Here is a 16,072-nt window from a genome sequence, read left to right on the forward strand (position 1 = left end):
ACCGGCATCAGCCCAGCAGGGTTTGCGGCACCCACAGCCTTCCCTCACGCTGCCAGTGGCGTACCAGCGCCGGTACGCCCCTCCCGGCGGGCTGGCTGATGCGGGTCACGCCGGGCGGCGCCAGCACCTCGGCCTCGGGGTCGACCAGCACGCTGGGCGCGTCCAGCGGCGCATGCTCGAGCAGCGAGGCGGCCGGCATCACGGCGAGCGACGTGCCCACCACCAGCAGCAGATCGGCCTCGGTGACAATCTCGCAGGCCTCGCCGAAGTGCGGCACGCTTTCGCCGAACCACACCACGTCGGGGCGCAGCTGGCTACCCTTGTCGCAGATGTCGCCCAGCTCGATGCCGCCGCGCGGCAGTGGGTACTGCATGCGGCCGTCCACCGTGGAGCGCGCCTTGAGAATCTCGCCGTGCAGGTGCAACACGTGGCGCGAGCCTGCACGCTCGTGAAGGTCGTCGATGTTCTGGGTGATGATGCTGACCCGAAAGCCCTGCCGCTCGAGCGCCGCCAATGCCCTGTGCGCGGCGTTGGGGCGCGCCCGGCGTACCTGCTCGCGGCGCAGGTTGTAGAACTGCAGCACGCGGGCCGGATTGCGCCGCCAGGCCTCGGGGGTGGCAACCTCTTCGATGGGGTGGTCGGCCCACAGCCCGTCGCTGGCGCGAAAGGTCTGGATGCCGCTCTCCGCGCTGATGCCCGAACCGGTGAAGACCACCAGGTGGGGACGCTCGTCCTCTGCCATCACGGCCCTCGTTGCTTCACATCAGTAAACCAAGCCGTTCTCTTCATTGGCGCTGAAGCGCTGCTTGTTACGATAGGGGTAGACGTCGATCACCCGTCCATCGATGATCGCCTGCTGCAGGCCCTTCCAGTAGTCGGCGTCGAACAGTTCGGGGTGCAGCTGGTAGAAGAGCTTGCGCAACTTCAGGTCGGCGAACAGGAAAGGGCCGAACTCCTCGGGGAAAATATCATTGGGCCCTACCGAGTACCAAGGCTCGCCGGAAAGCTCCTGCTCCGGATACATCGGCTCGGGAATGTGGCGGAAATTGCATTCGGTGAGATAGCACACCTCGTCGTAGTCGTAGAAGATCACCCGGCCGTGGCGGGTGACGCCGAAGTTCTTCAGCAGCATGTCGCCGGGAAAGATGTTGGCCGCCGCCATCTGCTTGATGGCGTTACCGTAGTCCTTGAGCACCGCTTGGGTCTCGGCGTCGCCGCACTGCTCCAGGTAGAGGTTGAGCGGCGTCATCATGCGCTCGGTGTAGCAGTGCTTGATGATCACCTTGTCGCCCCTGAGATACACCGTTGAAGGGGCCACCTCCAGCAGGTGCTCGAGGCACTCCGGGGAGAAGTGATCCTTGCGCGCGATGAAGTTGGAGAACTCCTGGGTGTCGGCCATGCGCCCGACCCGGTCATGGCGCTTCACCAGCCGGTACTTCTCGCGCACGGTGTCGTGACTCATCTCCTTGGAGGGGTCGAAGCGGTCCTTGATGATCTTGAACACGGTGCGAAACGAGGGCAGCACGAACACCGCCATGACCATGCCGCGCACCCCGGGGGCGATGACGAACTGATCCTCGCGCTTGGCCACCTGGCGGTTGAGCGCACGGAAGAACTCGGTCTTGCCGTGCTTGAAGAAGCCGATCGCCGAATAGAGCTCACCCTCCGGCTTGTCGGGCATGAGCTGCTGCAGGTAGTCGACGAACTCGCCCGGCACCTGGACCTCGACCTGGAAGTAGGCGCGCGTGAACGAGAAGATGATCGACACTTCGTCCGACTCGATCAGCACGGTGTCGAGGTGCAGCCCCTCGCCCTGCTCGTGCAGGATCGGCAGCACCAGCGGCACCTGTTCGCCATCGCCACGGATCCGCCCCACCAGATAGGCGCCCTTGTTGCGGTAGAACACGCTCTTGAGCAGCTCGATCTCGGCGTCCGGCGCGTCGAGGAGCGTCCGCGGCAGATGGCCGCGCAGGAACTCGCCGCCGAGCCGGACGTCGCGCGCGAGATCCTCGAAGGGGGTCTCGAACGGCGCCTCGGCCAGCGCCCAGCGGATCGCGCCCTCCCAGTCGCCCGCGACGCGCCGGCTGCGACACGGCTCGAGCCCGGAGTGGTGGGCCGCCGAATCCCGCGAGCTGTAGACGAACATCCAGTCGTTGCGAATGTGGCGATGATGGAAGATCGAGCAGAACAGCGAGTTGAAATAGGTCTCGGCGAGCTCGTAGTCGAGCCGCTCGCTGATCAGCTCGGCGTAGTGGTTGCGCGCCTCGCGCCAGCATTCGCAGTGGGTCAGGTCGTCTTCGTCCAGGGCGCGCTGGAGCCGGCCCAGGGTCTCGCCGACCTTCTCCTCGTAGAGGTTGATGCGCTCGGCCGAGGCCTGCTGGGCCTCGCGCCAGGCGGCATCGCGGAAGCGCCGGCTGGCATCGGCGGTGATCTCCTTGAAGCGGGTACGGTACTCGTCGAAGCCGTGCAGGATGGTGGCGGCGAGGCGATAGGCAGGCGAATGCTTCATGGCGAACTCCGGGCGACGTAGGCCACCAGCTTCGCCAATTCTCGTTCGCAGCGCGAGCCGACCATGGTGGGGCGCGCTGTAGTTCAACGACATGCCGTCATCCTTTCATCACCGTGCTGTCGCCGGGTCGTCATCCCCGGCAGGCATGCTCGCCCTCAAGCTCCCAGGCAGCGAGGATGCCATGCGAATCTGTCTAGTCAGCGAGACCTGGTCACCCGAGATCAACGGGGTCGCCCATACCCTCCTGCAGCTGAGCCAGGAGCTGCTGGCGCGGGGCATGTCGCTGCAGCTCATCCGCCCCCACCCGGCCGATGCCGGCGCCCCGCGGCGCACCCGGGGCATGCAGGCCGAACTGCGGGTGCCGGGGGTGGCGATACCGGGCTACCGTGCGGTGCGCATCGGCATGCCCGCCGCGCGGCGCATCCAGCGGCTGTGGCAGAAGCAGCGTCCCGACGTGGTCTACCTGGCGACCCAGGGGCCCCTGGGCTGGTCGGCACGGCGCGTGGCCCGCCGCCTGGGCATTCCGCTTGTCGCCGGCTGGCACACCAATTTCGACCACTACTGCGGCGATTATGGCGTCCCCTGGCTGGCCCCGACCCTGATGCGTGCGCTGCGCCACTTCCACAACGGCTGCCAGGCCACCCTGGTCCCCACGCGGCAGCAGGCCGAGGAGCTCGTTCGCCAGGGCTTTGAGCGGCTTGAGCTGATGGGGCGCGGTATCGAACACGAGCGCTTCTCGCCCGCGCTGCGCTGTTCCGAGCTGCGTCGTCGCTGGGGCGTGGGCGAGCACCGTCCGGTGGCCCTGTACGTCGGCCGGCTGGCGGCGGAGAAGAACCTCGGGCTGCTGCGCGAGACCCTGCACGCCATGCGCAGCGCACGCCCCGACATGGCCCAGGTCATCGTCGGCGACGGGCCGGCGCGGCGCTCGCTCGAGAAGGCGCTGCCCGACGTGCACTTCAACGGCTTCATCTCACCGGAAGCCCTGTCGCGGCACTACGCCAGCGCCGACCTGTTCCTGTTCCCCTCGCTCTCCGAGACCTGGGGCAACGTGGTGCCGGAGGCCATGGCCAGCGGCCTGGCGGTGGTGGCCTATCGCCATGCCGCCGCCGCCGAGCTGATCGACAGCGGGGCCAACGGCGTGACCGTGGCCGCCGGCGATGCCGCGGCGTTTCGCGAGGCCGCCGTGGCGCTGTGCCAGCAGCCCGCCCGCTACGCCCGGATGGGCCGCGCCGCACGCCTGCGCAGCCTGGCCTGCCGCTGGCCGGCCGTTGCCGACACCTTTCTTTTCGCACTCGAACAGGCCCGGGAGGTGACCCATGCGACCACGCACCCTTGCCGTATTTGACCGCCTCGACCTGCTGGAGTGGCGGCTCTGCCGACGCTTCGCCCGCCTCAGCCTCTATGCCCCGTGGCTCGCCACCCTGCGCCTGGCCAGCCGCGTGGGCGACTGGCCGGTATGGGTAGCGCTGATCGCCGCCCAGCCGCTGTTACAGCCCGAGGCCGGCTTCACCTACCTGCTGCAGTACGCCGCGACGGGGCTCATCGCCATCCTGATCTATCGTCTGATCAAGACCCGGCTGTGCCGCGAACGGCCCTTCATCACCTTCGTCAATGTCATCCAGTGCGGCGAACCGGCCCGCGACCGCTACAGCTTTCCCAGCGGGCACACCATGCACGCGGTGATGTTCTGCGTGATGACCGCCGCCCATGCCCCTTGGCTGCTGCCGCTGCTGGTACCGCTGGCGGTGCTCATCGCGCTCTCTCGGGTCGGGCTCGGGCTGCACTACATCAGCGACGTGGCCGCCGGTGCCGCCATCGGCTACGTGTTCGGCCTGGCCAGCCTCACCCTGGCGGGATGAAGCTACCAGGGCAGCGCCTCGCCGTTGCTATGCCAGAAGCCGCCGCTGGTCTCGAGCGTCAGCGCCGCGATGCAAGCGGCGATGCCGGCGGCGGCCTCCTCGGGAGGGATCAGGCCGCCGAAGTCGACCATGCGGGTCTGCACGTAGCCCGGATGGAGCTGGGCCACGGCGATGCCCTTGGGCTTGAGGTCGATGGCCAACGACTTGCCGAAGGCATTCAGCGCCGCCTTCGAGGCCCGGTAGCCATAGCGCCCGCCGGAATCGTTGTCGGCGATCGATCCCATGCGGCTGGTGACGTTGGCGACCTTGCTGCCGGCGCCCAGGTTGTCGAGCAGCGCCTCGGTCACCCGCAGCGGGCCGTAGGCGTTGACCTCCATCTGCCGCTGGATGGTGGCGAAGTCCAGCGAGCCCAGCGACTCATCGTGCAGCAGGCCGGCATTGTTGACCAGCACGTCCAGACGCTGGCCGCGAATGGCCTCGGCGAGCCTCGCCACGTCCTCGGAGCGGGTCACGTCGACGCCTTCGACCACCTGCTCGGCGACTTCATCGAGCTCGGCGGAGGTCGCGCGGCAGGCGCCGACCACCCGCCAGCCCTGCCCATGATAGTGACGGGCCAGCGCCAGACCGATGCCGCGGTTGGCTCCCGTGATCAGCACGCGTGAAGACATGAATGACTCCTCTGTGTCGGGGGGTGGTGGGTTGTCAGTGTGGCGGCGAGAACCGGGAGTGCAAGCGCCGATTCGGCACATTTCCTTCAACGTAACGGCGGGAATATAATGGTTACGCAATGTAATGCCCGCTCCGGGCCCCCTCACCGATGCCTGCCATCGAACAAGGATGCTTTCATGGCCAATCGCGCCTCTACCATGACTCTTGCCGCCCTGGGTGGCGCCGCCGTCGGCCTGGTCGCCGGCTGGCAGCTGCCCGACATGGCCCCGACCACCGCTCCGATCATCGAGGAGGCTGCTGCCGATAACGCCGCGTCCCCGGTGCTGACGCTTGGCGAACGCCTGCGCGGCGAGATCACCTCGGCCAGCGAGCTCAACGGCAAGGACGGCAGCCGCTTCCAGCGCTTCACCCTCTCCCTGGAGGAGGGGGCGCTGATCGAGATCGAACTCGGCGGCCCCCTGCAGGGCACCCTGGCGCTCTACGACAGCGAGGAGACCCTGCTCGCCTCGAGTGCCAACCCGGCCTACTACGACGCACCGGCCGCCACCTCGCTGCGCCGGCGTATCGACGAGAGCGGCGACTACCTGCTGGTGGTCAGCGGTCACGACAAGCACAGCTACGGCCCCTTCACGCTGACCAGCCGAGAGATGGAGCTCACCACCAGCGACACGCTCGAGATGCCCTCGCGTGCCGATGGCTGGCTGCAAGGTGACGGCGACACCTTCAGCATGACGATCGAGGAGAGCGGCCTGTACCAGATCGAGATGCGCTCCAGCGATGTGGATGCCTACCTGGTACTGGAAGGTCCCAACGGCTACCGCCGCGAGGACGACGACAGCGCCGGCAACCTCAACGCCCGCATCGCCGACTTCCTCGAGCCGGGCGATTACCGTCTGACCGCCCGCGCCGCCTACGACCACGACGGCGGCCTCTATACGCTGGAGCTCGGCCCCCATGCCCAGGCCGACGGCGCGACGCTGCGCAACAGCGGCGAGCTGACGTTCGACGAACCATTGCACGGCTGGTTCAGCGGCGAGACGCTGAACTACGAGTTCACCCTCGAGTCGCCGGCGGCGGTGACCATCGACATGCTCTCGTCCGATTTCGACGCCTACCTCGAGCTGCAGGGCGACAACGTCTTCGCCAGTGACGATGACGGCGGCGATGAGCTCAACGCCCGCCTTTACTCTCCCCTCGAGGCCGGCAGCTATCGCGTGACCGCCCGCAGCCACGGCGGCCACGGCAGCGGCCTGTTCGAGCTGCGAGCCAGCAGCACTCCGCTGGAAGAGCTACCCAGTAACGGCCAGCTGGAGATCGACAATCCGGTGCGCGCCAGGCTCGCGCCTGGCGCGCGCGACTACTACGAACTCGTGGTCGAGGAAGCCGGCCGCTATCGTCTCGATCTGCTCTCGGACGATTTCGATGCCTTTCTCGAACTCGACGGCCAGGGGCAGTACCTGCGCGACGACGACGGTGCCGGCGAGCTGAATGCACGCATCAGCAGCCATCTGGAGCCGGGCAGCTACCGAGCCACCGCCCGCGCCTACGGCAGCAGCGAGAGCGGCAGCTATACGCTGCAGTTGCATCGCGAGTGAGGTGAACGACCGATGACGGCTGACCCCGCCTCGGGGCCGGCCGTCGTCATGGGCCGCACGCCACCGGCGGATACCGCCTCAATGCCGGCCTGCGGTACAGCTGCTATGCTGTGCATGAGTTCGTCATGCATGGAGACGGCGGCCCTCGTTGCCCTTCGACATATGGAAGTGAACGTCAAGCGCAGGCTTCGCCTGCGTCCTGCAGCCGCGACAGACAGGCCCCTGCTCGAACACTGGGACACCCAGTCCCACGTCTTCGCCACCCCCAGCGCAGGCGGGAATCGCCACGCCGAGCTTGGCCATCACGCCGAATGGCGCCGGCAATTCATCGCCGAACGCGATGGATATCCCATCGGCTTCGTTCAGATCATCGCCCCCGCCCGCGAGCAGAGCGCGTACTGGGGGGAACTCGCCCCTGGCGTGCGCGCCATCGACCTCTGGATCGGCGAGCCCGAGGAGCTGGGCAAGGGTTATGGCACCACCACGATACAGCTGGCCCTGGCCCTCTGTTTTGCCGACCCCGAGGTATTCGCCGTACAGATCGCCGTCCTGGCCGACAATCGCCGCGTTCGACACTTCTACGAGCGACTGGGCTTCCGCTTCATCGAGCAGCGCGGGCTGGGCAACGTGACCGGCTGCATCTACCGCCTCGAGCGTCGCGACTGGCAGGCCTGAGCGCGCGGATCGTACGCCCCTCCCCCGGCCCCGGTCGTCCCTCGCCCAGGGCTGCTACGCTGAACCAGGCAAACGAGGAACACGCTCATCAGGAGGAAGCCGATGTCAGGGCAAACGGATCATGCCAACCTGTTCGACGATGCCCGCTCACGACTGGAGGAGGTATTCGATGCCATCGACGTGCACGGAGATGCCAGGGAGCGCCTGAGGCAGCCCAACCTGTCCCTTCAGGTCAGCGTGCCCGTGCGCATGGACGACGGCAGTCTCAAGGTCTTTCCCGGCTGGCGCGTGCAGTACAGCGACACCCTGGGGCCGGCCAAGGGCGGCATCCGCTTTCATCCCGACGTGAACCAGGAAGAAGTGACCACGCTGAGTTTCTGGATGGCGGTGAAGTGTGCCGTGGTCGACCTGCCCTACGGCGGCGGCAAGGGGGGCGTCAAGGTCGACCCCAAGCGGCTGTCGACGCTGGAACTGGAGCGCCTGGCCCGCGGCTACGTGCGCGCCATCGCCGATATCATGGGACCCGATCGCGATATCCCCGCCCCCGACGTCAACACCAATGCCACGGTCATGGGCTGGATGGCCGACGAGTTCGATCACCTCGCCCGCGGCAAGGTGCCTGCCGCCATCACCGGCAAACCGCCGGCCCTGGGCGGCTCGCTGGGCCGCGTCGCCGCTACCGGGCGCGGCGCCCTGCACGTGCTCGACCTGTGGGCGACCCGCGAGGAGCGCAGGCCCGAGGAGATCACCCTGGCGATACAGGGCTTCGGCAACGCCGCCTATCATTTCGCCCGCCTGGCGCATGCGCGAGGCTACCGCATCGTCGCGGTGTCCGACTCCAAGGGCGCCATCTACAGCCGTGAAGGCCTGGACCCGGACCCCATCATGGCGCAGAAGACCCGCAACCAGCGTCTGCACGACATGGTCTACTGTGACGACTCGGTTTGCATTGCCGAGGATGCAGAGCCGATCGAGCGCGACGACCTGCTGACCCTGGAGGTCGACGTCCTGGTTCTGGCGGCGCTCGAGAATCAGGTGCACGAACACAACGTCGACCAGCTGAAGGCCGGTGCCGTGCTCGAGATCGCCAACGGGCCGGTCACCAGTCGTGCCGATTCGCGGCTCGAAGCGCGAGGCGTGCCCGTACTGCCCGACGTGCTGGCCAACACCGGCGGCGTGATCGTCAGCTATTACGAATGGGTGCAGAACCGCAGCGGGGAACGCTGGGCCGAGGAGGAGATCGATTCGCGCTTGGCCAAGCGCCTCGAACGACAGAGCCGGCTGGTCTTCGAACGCGCCGAGCGGGAGGCAATCTCCTATCGCAAGGCGGCATATCGCCAGGGCATCGAGCGCATCGCCGAAGCCATCCAGCTGCGCGGCAACTGCCAGGACAGCGAGTGAGCGCCCGTGGCGGCGCACAGGTGACAAGAGCCAAGGAGGGGGCGACAATGGCGCCCCTTGCAGCAACCATCGGGTCGCCATGACGGAACCCTTGAGCATCCTTCATCGGGACGAGCATCTGGTCGCGGTGCACAAGCCCGCGGGCCTGCTGGTGCATCGTTCCAAGCTGGCCGGCGGCGAACGCGAGTTCCTGCTGCAGCGGCTGCGCGACCAGTTGGGCCAGCGGATCTACCCGGTGCATCGCCTCGACCGCCCCACCTCGGGTGTCATGGTCTTCGCCCTGAACCCGGCCACCGCGACCCGGCTGGGCGACAGCTTCGCCGAGCGCCGGGTCGCCAAGCGCTACCTGGCCGTGGTACGCGGCACCGGCCCGGAGTGCGAGCGGCTCGACTATGCCCTGCGCGAGGAGGACGGCAGCCGCCCCAAGAGTGAAATGCCGGCGCTCGAAGCCGTCACCGAAATCAGGCGGCTCGACAGCGTGGAACTGCCGGTCCAGGTGGATCGCTACCCTACCAGCCGCTACTCGCTGATGGAGGCCAGACCGCTGACCGGGCGCCGCCACCAGATCCGCCGCCACCTGTCGCGGCGCGGCTACCCCATCATCGGCGACGCCAAGCACGGCAAGGGCAACCACAACCGCTTCTTCGCCCAACGCCTGGGCTGCCCGCGGCTGCTGCTGGCCGCGGTTGGCCTGAGCTTCGACCACCCCGTAAGCGGGCATCGGCTGGCATTGAGCTGCGCCCTTGACGCCCCGATGACGGCCCTGTTCCAGCGCCTAGGCTGGGCCGGCCACCTGCCGGTCGATGGCGCCCGTTGTCCCGACGTCCCTCTGCCCGTCGCCACCTGACACCTGAGCCGGAGTTCGATACGCCCCATGACCGCTTCTCCAAGCCCGCACGATGTCGCCCCGCCGGCGCAGGATGACTACGACTTTCGCTTCGGCGGCATCCGGCGCCTCTACGGTGCCCGCGCCCTCGAGCGCTTCCGCGCCGCCCATGTGGTGGTGGTGGGCGTGGGTGGCGTCGGCAGCTGGGCGGTGGAGGCGCTGGCGCGCTCGGGCATCGGCCGGCTCACGCTGATCGATCTCGACGACGTCTGCGTCTCCAACGTCAACCGCCAGCTGCCGGCCCTCGACGGCACCATCGGTCGACCCAAGGTGGACGTGCTGGCCGAGCGCTGCCGGGCGATCCAGCCCGGCATCGAGGTCGCCGCCGATACCGCCTTCGTCACCCCGACCAACCTAGCGCAGCGCATCCCGGAAGACGCCGACTACGTGGTCGACGCCATCGACAGCGTGATGGCCAAGGCCGCACTGATTCACTGGTGCCGGCGGCGCAAGCTGCCCATCGTGGTGGCGGGCGCCGCCGGCGGCCAGACCGACCCCACGCGGATCAAGGTGGCGGATCTCGCGCGCAGCGAGCACGACCCGCTGCTGGCCAAGGTACGCGCCCGCCTGCGTCGCGACTACGGTTTCTCGCGCAACCCGAAGCGGCGCTTCTCCGTGGAGTGCGTCTATTCTGACGAACAGCTGGTCTACCCGGGCGTCGATGGCGAGGTCTGCCTGCAAAAGCCTGGCAGCGGCGAGTCGACCCGGCTCGACTGCGCTTCCGGCGTAGGCGCAGCCACCTTCGTGACCGGTGGCTTCGGCTTCATCGCCGCCTCGCGGGTCCTTGCCCGCCTGGCCAGGCAGGCCGCCGAGGCAGCGGCCGGCAACGACACGCCCCCCTGACTGGAGTCCAACGCGATGTCTCACCCCCTCCCCGTTCCCGGCATCTACAGCCACTACAAGGGCAACCGCTACGAGGTGCTCGGCGTCGCCCACCACAGCGAGACCGAGGAGCCCCTGGTGGTCTACCGCGCCCTGTACGGCGACTACGGTCTGTGGGTGCGTCCACTGGCCATGTTCACCGAAACCGTGGAAGTGCGCGGCGAGCCAGTGCCGCGCTTCGACCTCGAAAAGGCATTCAACTGAAGGTGGAACGGAGCCGCCAAACAAGACGGCACCGACGTGAATCGGTGCCGTGGGGGTTGCGCCAAGCCAGCGATCACTCGTCGCCGGCTTCCTGCATCTGGCGCAGCATATAGTTCTCGATGCCGACCTTGTCGATCAGGCCGAGTTCGGTCTCGATATGGTCGATGTGCTCTTCTTCGTCTGCCAGGATGTCGCGAAGCAGGTCGCGGGAAACGTAATCCTTGACCTTCTCGCAGTAGGCGATGGCCTCGATGTAGTCCTTGCGCCCGTCATGTTCGAGCTTGAGATCGCTCTCGAGCATCTCGCGCACGTTCTCGCCGATGTGCAGCTTGCCGAGGTCCTGCAGGTTGGGCACGCCTTCGAGGAACAGGATGCGCTCGATCAGCTTGTCGGCGTGGTTCATCTCATCGATGGACTCGTCGTACTCCCACTTGGCCAGCGCCTTGAGGCCCCAGTCCTTGTACATCTTGGCGTGAAGGAAATACTGGTTGATCGCCACCAGCTCATTGCCGAGGGCCTGGTTGAGATACTTGATGACCTTGGCATCGCCTTTCATTGCCTTTCTCCCTTCTCTCGTCTCGGCCTGGGGCCTTGTCGTTGCATGATGCTCGAATCATCATAGGCAGTATCAGCCCAAAAACGCAAAAAATCCAACCGAGACAGTCGGTTGGATTTAATGGCAACAAGAATGAGAGAGATTGACAACGGCGAGCCGGGGCGCCCGAACTCTACACGGCATAGGCGAGGTCGTTGGCCGACGCCATCACGGCGGCCTTGACCGCTTCACGGGTGATGGTCTTGCCGACGCTGGCGCACTTGCCGCACTGAGTACCGCAGCCGGTTTCCTGCTGAACCTCGCGCCAGCTACGCGCACCGCCCTCGACGCTCTCACGAATCTTGCGGTCTGATACGCCCTTGCAGAGACATACGTACATCGACATCCACCTCGCTATGCTTACGATAGTTAATGTAAATGATTCGCATAGCCCATCGCAAGGGGGAATCGACTATTTTTTGATCTCGGTCAGCCGGCGCCTAGCGACGGCTCGCCCGGGGCAGGACCACCACTCGCGTGCCCGAGGCGATATCGGACCAGCTACGGCGCTCGGTATCGAACAGGACCCAGAGATAGCCGAGCCCGAAGGCCGCCAGCGACAGCCAGGCCACAAGGTAGCGCACCAGGCTCTGGCGCAGCGTGATCGAGTGCCCGCTGCGGGTCTGCACGCGCAGACGCCAGGCCTGCATTCCCAGCGTCATGCCGCCGCGCATCCAGGAGAAGGCGAAGAACAGGAAGGCGCCCATCACCAGCAGCAGCTGCAGCGACAGGCGCTGCGCGATGCCGGCACCGACCTCCTCGGCACCGAGGCCCAGCACCTGGCGCACGAAGACCACGTGCAGCACCCCGATCAGGATCCAGACCGCCACGACCAGCAGGGCGTCGTAGAGCATGGCGCCCAGGCGCCGTCCGAGGCCGGCCGGCCACACATCGTCGAGTTGGTCGAATCGTCGTTGCATCATCGTCTCTCGTTTCAGGTCCGTGCCGGCGGAGCTATTAGCCCGAGCGCCGCAGGAGGTACAGCCCGAGGGCGGCGCAGAGCAGGGTCGGTGCCAGCACGGCCCAGACCGGCGAGAATCCGAACACGGTGGAGGCCGGCGCCAGCAGGTCCTGCAGGTACTTGAACGACAGCCCCACGACCACGCCGTAGAACACCCGCGTCCCCGCCGCCACGGTACGCAACGGGCCGAACACGAACGACGCCGCGACCAGCACCAGCGAGGCCATGGTCAGCGGCAGCAGGAGCTTCTGCCAGAAATAGAGCAGCGGTTGGGTGGCCTGCTGGCCCTGGGAGAGCAGGTAGCGCGAGTAGGCCCACAGCTCGCTGGGCGCCTGGCTGCTGACGTCCCGCAGCAGGCGATTGAGCTGGTCGGGGGTCAGGCTCGTCTCCCATTCCAGCCGGTCGTGCGTCTCGGCTTCGGTACGGTCTTCGCCAAAGCGCGTGACGCTCACCTCCTCGAGCACCCAGCGGTTGTCCTCCCACGAGGCACGCGTCGCCTGGACGGCTTCGCGCAGCCGCCTGCCGTCGAAGACGTAGCGGGTCAGGTCGAGCACGGTGTCGTCGGCGCGAATGGCGCCGAAACGATAGACGCTGTCGCCCTCGCGCTGCCAGCCACCGCTCTGGGTCAGCAGGGCGCCTTCCCCCTGCATCTGTTCCAGGCGCCAGGCGCTGGCGAACTGCTCGGTACGAGGGCTGACGAATTCGGCGATCAGCAGCAGGATGACCACCACCAGGATGATCGGCTTCATCACCCCCCACAGGATACGCGCCAACGAGCGCCCCGCGGCACGCATCACCGTCAGCTCGTTGCTCGAGGCCATGCTGCCAAGGCCGATCAGCGCGCCGATCAGCACGCCCACCGGGGCATACTGATAGAAGCGCCAGGGCAGACGCATCAGCAGGTAGAGCAGCACCTGCAAGGCGCCGTAGTTGCCCTCGACATCGTCCAGGTCGTTGATATAGGTGATCACCAGATCGAGGCCGAGCAGCACCACCTGGACGACGAGGATCGCGCCCAGCACGTTGCGGGCGATATAGCGGTCGAGACGGTCCGTCAGCATCAGCGCATCCCCCTGCGCTGGTTGTGCATCAGCAGCCCCACGCCGAGCGCCAGGAACACGAGATGGATCGGCCACATGCCGATTGATGCCGACAGTGCCCCGCGGCCGATGGCATCCAGTGCCGCCAGCAGCAGGCTCAGGTAGCAGATGTGCAGGAAGATCGCCGGCAGCAGCTTGGCGAAGCGTCCCTGGCGCGGGTTGACCCGCGAGAGCGGCATCGCCATCAGCGTCAGGATGAACACCATCAGCGGCAACGACAGCCGCCACTGCAGCTGGGCCTGGGCACGGGACGAGCCGTCATCGAGCAGCTCGGCCGTGGTGGCGTACTCCGCCGACTCCAGCTCACGCTGCTCGCCGCCGAGCGAGAGCCGCACGGCGTAGGTCCCGAACTCCAGTCGCTCGGCTTCGAAGCGCCCCGGCTCGACGCTGTAGCGTTCGCCGTCGGCCAGCACCAGGAAGCGGCTGCCGGTCTCGGGGTCCACGGTCTGGTAGCCGCTGCCGGCGCGAGTCACGGCGGTTTCCGGGGTGCCGTCGCGTCGACGCTGGCGCTCGCTGATGAAGACCTCCTGCATTTGCTGTCCGTCGGGGCTGAAGGCCTCGGTGTAGGCGGTGCGACCGCCGCCGAAGTCCTGGAAGCGCCCCGGCGCCAGGGCGGTGAAGTCGAGCCGGCTGCGCTGCTCCTCGAGCATCACCGCGTTGTGCAGTGCCCCGGCCGGGGTCAACCACAGGCTGCACAGCCCCACCACGACCGCCACCAGGGTGGCCGGCACCAGGCTGACCTGGAACAGCCGGGCAGGACTGGTGCCGCAGGCCACCAGCACGGTGATCTCGCTGTTGAGGTAGAGCTGGCCGTAGGCCAGCAGAATGCCGAGAAAGAAGGCCAGCGGCAGGATCAGCTCGAGAAAGCCGGGCAGATGATAGAGCATCAGGTTGCCGAGGATGGTGGCGGGAATGTCGCCCTCCGCGGCATCGGTGAAATAACGAATGAACCGGCTGCCCATGATGACCAGCAGCAGCACGCCGGCGACGGCGGCCATGGTGAGCAGGATTTCGCGGGTCAGGTACCGAAAAATGATCATGCAGCGGTCTTCCATGCAATGGCGCCATGCCTTGAGTACACTGGGGTGATTCGGCAGTGGCCTGGAGCCGTGCCGGCATTATCCAGAATCCCCCATCGCTTGTCTTGTGGAGTCACCATGGAATTCCCAGTTCAGACGGCCAATCCCGCCAAGGCCGAATCGGCCTGCATCGTGGTCCCGATCCTCAAGGACGGCGACCTGCTGCCCGCCGCCGCCAAGCTCGACGACGCCAGCGAGCGGCTGATCGGCCAGTTGATCGAGCGCGGCGACTTCGACGCCAAGCTGGGCAACGTGCAGCTGATTCCCTTCGCCCCCGGTCTGTCCGCCGACCGCCTGCTGCTGGTGGGCCTGGGCGAGCGCGACAAGTGCCAGGAGCGCGCCTTCATCCGGGCGTTGGATGCCGCTTTCAGCGCCGCCGCCGGCCTGAAGATCGAGGACCTCGCCGTGGCCTTCACCGACGTGCCGGTTCCCGAACGCAGCGTCGCCTGGAAGGCCCGCATGACCGCCGAAGCCGCGCAGCGCGCCGTCTACCGCTTCGACGAGTTCAAGTCGGAGAAAGCGCCGCGCCCGCCACTGGACCAGGTCACCCTGCTGCTGAGCGACGCCGAGGCCGCCGACGAGGCGCGCGAGGGCGCACGCATCGGTAACGCCGTAGGCCAGGGGGTGGCCTACACCCGCACCCTGGGCAACCTGCCGGGCAACGTCTGCACCCCGAGCTACCTGGCCGAGCAGGCCGAACAGCTGGGTCGCGAATCGGGCGGTGCCCTCGAGGTCGAGATCCTCGACGAGGCGGCGCTGGAGGAGCTCGGCGCCCACAGCCTGCTCTCGGTGGGCCGCGGCAGCGAGCAGCCCTCACGCCTGATCGTGATGAAGTACCAGGGCGCCGAGAGCGCCGACGAGGCGCCCCACGTGCTGGTGGGCAAGGGCATCACCTTCGACACCGGCGGCATCTCGCTCAAACCCGGCGAGGCGATGGACGAGATGAAGTTCGACATGTGCGGGGCGGCCAGCGTGTTCGGCACCGCCAAGGCGGTGCTCGGCATCCGCCCCAAGCTCAACCTGGTGTTCATCGTCGCCGCCGCAGAGAACATGCCCGACGGCCGCGCCACCAAGCCCGGCGACATCATCAAGACGCTGAAAGGCCTCACCGTCGAAGTACTCAACACCGATGCCGAAGGGCGCCTGGTGCTGTGCGATGCCCTGACCTACGCCGAGCGCTTCGAGCCCGCCAGCGTGGTCGACATCGCCACCCTGACCGGGGCGGCCATCATCGCCCTGGGCCACCACGCCACCGGCCTGCTCTCCAACGACGACGACCTGGCGCTCGACCTGCTCGACGCCGGCGAAGCCGCCTGGGACCGCGCCTGGCACCTGCCGCTGTGGGACGAGTACAAGGAGCAGCTCGACTCCAACTTCGCCGACATGGCCAACATCGGCGGGCGCCCGGCCGGCACCATCACTGCCGCCTGCTTCCTCTCGCGCTTCGCCGACAAGTTCCCCTGGGCACACCTGGACATCGCCGGCACCGCCTGGACCTCGGGCAAGCAGAAAGGCGCCAGCGGCCGCCCGGTGGGGCTCTTGACCCAATACCTGCTCGACCGCGAGGAGGAGGCGCGCCAGGTCGAGAACGACGGCTGACGCCGCCAAGGTTGCCATCGCCGCCGGCAACCGTTACATCTGACGCATTGCACGCCCC

At 67.3% G+C, this 16,072-nt stretch carries 17 protein-coding genes; 9 read left to right on the top strand and 8 right to left on the bottom strand.

Annotation, left to right across the window (positions count from 1 at the left end; translation table 11 throughout):
- Positions 1 to 7 precede the first annotated feature (7 nt).
- Together HNO51_RS17800 and aceK are read right to left on the bottom strand one after the other, a co-directional pair.
- Positions 8 to 742, bottom strand: a complete 735-nt coding sequence (locus tag HNO51_RS17800) for an SIR2 family NAD-dependent protein deacylase (protein WP_209538027.1) — start codon at positions 740 to 742, stop codon at positions 8 to 10.
- A 21-nt stretch (positions 743 to 763) separates the two neighbouring features.
- Positions 764 to 2,509, bottom strand: a complete 1,746-nt coding sequence (gene aceK / locus HNO51_RS17805) for a bifunctional isocitrate dehydrogenase kinase/phosphatase (RefSeq protein ID WP_197448557.1) — start codon at positions 2,507 to 2,509, stop codon at positions 764 to 766.
- Positions 2,510 to 2,690: 181 nt separating this feature from the next.
- Here aceK and HNO51_RS17810 point away from each other — a divergent pair, with 181 nt between their 5' ends.
- Together HNO51_RS17810 and HNO51_RS17815 are read left to right on the top strand one after the other, a co-directional pair.
- On the top strand, positions 2,691 to 3,854 hold the full coding sequence (locus HNO51_RS17810) for a glycosyltransferase family 4 protein (protein WP_209538028.1): 1,164 nt from the start codon (positions 2,691 to 2,693) through the stop codon (positions 3,852 to 3,854).
- Positions 3,826 to 4,368 (top strand): phosphatase PAP2 family protein, encoded by a 543-nt coding sequence (locus HNO51_RS17815; RefSeq protein WP_197448559.1) that lies wholly within the window; start codon positions 3,826 to 3,828, stop codon positions 4,366 to 4,368. The genes HNO51_RS17810 and HNO51_RS17815 overlap by 29 nt, the downstream gene beginning before the upstream one ends.
- Before the next feature lie 2 nt (positions 4,369 to 4,370).
- Here the strand turns inward: HNO51_RS17815 and HNO51_RS17820 are convergent, their stop codons facing one another.
- A complete protein-coding gene (locus HNO51_RS17820; protein ID WP_209538029.1) occupies positions 4,371 to 5,036 on the bottom strand; it encodes an SDR family oxidoreductase in 666 nt (221 codons plus the stop codon).
- 177 nt (positions 5,037 to 5,213) lie between these two features.
- Here HNO51_RS17820 and HNO51_RS17825 point away from each other — a divergent pair, with 177 nt between their 5' ends.
- The 6 genes from HNO51_RS17825 (at position 5,214) to HNO51_RS17850 (ending at position 10,680) form a co-directional block, all read left to right on the top strand.
- Complete coding sequence (locus HNO51_RS17825; RefSeq protein WP_209538030.1) at positions 5,214 to 6,632, top strand: hypothetical protein; 1,419 nt, start codon at positions 5,214 to 5,216, stop codon at positions 6,630 to 6,632.
- A 12-nt stretch (positions 6,633 to 6,644) separates the two neighbouring features.
- Entirely contained in the window at positions 6,645 to 7,307 is a 663-nt protein-coding gene (locus tag HNO51_RS17830) for a GNAT family N-acetyltransferase (protein ID WP_242597148.1), read from the top strand.
- Positions 7,308 to 7,409: 102 nt separating this feature from the next.
- The gene (locus HNO51_RS17835; RefSeq protein WP_197448563.1) at positions 7,410 to 8,708 is read left to right on the top strand and encodes a Glu/Leu/Phe/Val family dehydrogenase; all 1,299 of its coding nucleotides are present in this window, start codon (positions 7,410 to 7,412) and stop codon (positions 8,706 to 8,708) included.
- A 79-nt stretch (positions 8,709 to 8,787) separates the two neighbouring features.
- Positions 8,788 to 9,555: a pseudouridine synthase gene (locus HNO51_RS17840; RefSeq protein ID WP_197448564.1), complete on the top strand. Its 768-nt coding sequence runs from the start codon at positions 8,788 to 8,790 to the stop codon at positions 9,553 to 9,555.
- Positions 9,556 to 9,582: 27 nt separating this feature from the next.
- A complete protein-coding gene (tcdA, locus tag HNO51_RS17845) occupies positions 9,583 to 10,437 on the top strand; it encodes a tRNA cyclic N6-threonylcarbamoyladenosine(37) synthase TcdA (RefSeq protein WP_209538031.1) in 855 nt (284 codons plus the stop codon).
- Positions 10,438 to 10,452: 15 nt separating this feature from the next.
- Positions 10,453 to 10,680: a DUF1653 domain-containing protein gene (locus HNO51_RS17850; RefSeq protein ID WP_197448566.1), complete on the top strand. Its 228-nt coding sequence runs from the start codon at positions 10,453 to 10,455 to the stop codon at positions 10,678 to 10,680.
- Between the two features lie 73 nt (positions 10,681 to 10,753).
- Here the strand turns inward: HNO51_RS17850 and bfr are convergent, their stop codons facing one another.
- The 5 genes from bfr to lptF form a co-directional block, all read right to left on the bottom strand.
- Positions 10,754 to 11,236 carry a bacterioferritin gene (gene bfr, locus HNO51_RS17855; protein ID WP_197448567.1) on the bottom strand — a complete coding sequence of 161 codons (483 nt, stop codon included), beginning with the start codon at positions 11,234 to 11,236 and terminating at the stop codon, positions 10,754 to 10,756.
- A gap of 172 nt (positions 11,237 to 11,408) precedes the next feature.
- Positions 11,409 to 11,615 (bottom strand): (2Fe-2S)-binding protein, encoded by a 207-nt coding sequence (locus HNO51_RS17860; protein ID WP_197448568.1) that lies wholly within the window; start codon positions 11,613 to 11,615, stop codon positions 11,409 to 11,411.
- A gap of 100 nt (positions 11,616 to 11,715) precedes the next feature.
- Positions 11,716 to 12,195 carry an RDD family protein gene (locus tag HNO51_RS17865; protein WP_197451107.1) on the bottom strand — a complete coding sequence of 160 codons (480 nt, stop codon included), beginning with the start codon at positions 12,193 to 12,195 and terminating at the stop codon, positions 11,716 to 11,718.
- A gap of 37 nt (positions 12,196 to 12,232) precedes the next feature.
- A complete protein-coding gene (gene lptG / locus HNO51_RS17870; protein ID WP_197448569.1) occupies positions 12,233 to 13,297 on the bottom strand; it encodes an LPS export ABC transporter permease LptG in 1,065 nt (354 codons plus the stop codon).
- Positions 13,297 to 14,376 carry an LPS export ABC transporter permease LptF gene (gene lptF, locus HNO51_RS17875; protein ID WP_197448570.1) on the bottom strand — a complete coding sequence of 360 codons (1,080 nt, stop codon included), beginning with the start codon at positions 14,374 to 14,376 and terminating at the stop codon, positions 13,297 to 13,299. Before lptF ends, lptG begins: the two co-directional genes overlap by 1 nt.
- Before the next feature lie 117 nt (positions 14,377 to 14,493).
- Here lptF and HNO51_RS17880 point away from each other — a divergent pair, with 117 nt between their 5' ends.
- A complete protein-coding gene (locus tag HNO51_RS17880) occupies positions 14,494 to 16,014 on the top strand; it encodes a leucyl aminopeptidase (protein WP_197448571.1) in 1,521 nt (506 codons plus the stop codon).
- The last annotated feature ends 58 nt before the right edge of the window (positions 16,015 to 16,072 follow it).

Source organism: Billgrantia sulfidoxydans (assembly GCF_017868775.1).
GTDB lineage: Bacteria > Pseudomonadota > Gammaproteobacteria > Pseudomonadales > Halomonadaceae > Halomonas > Halomonas sulfidoxydans.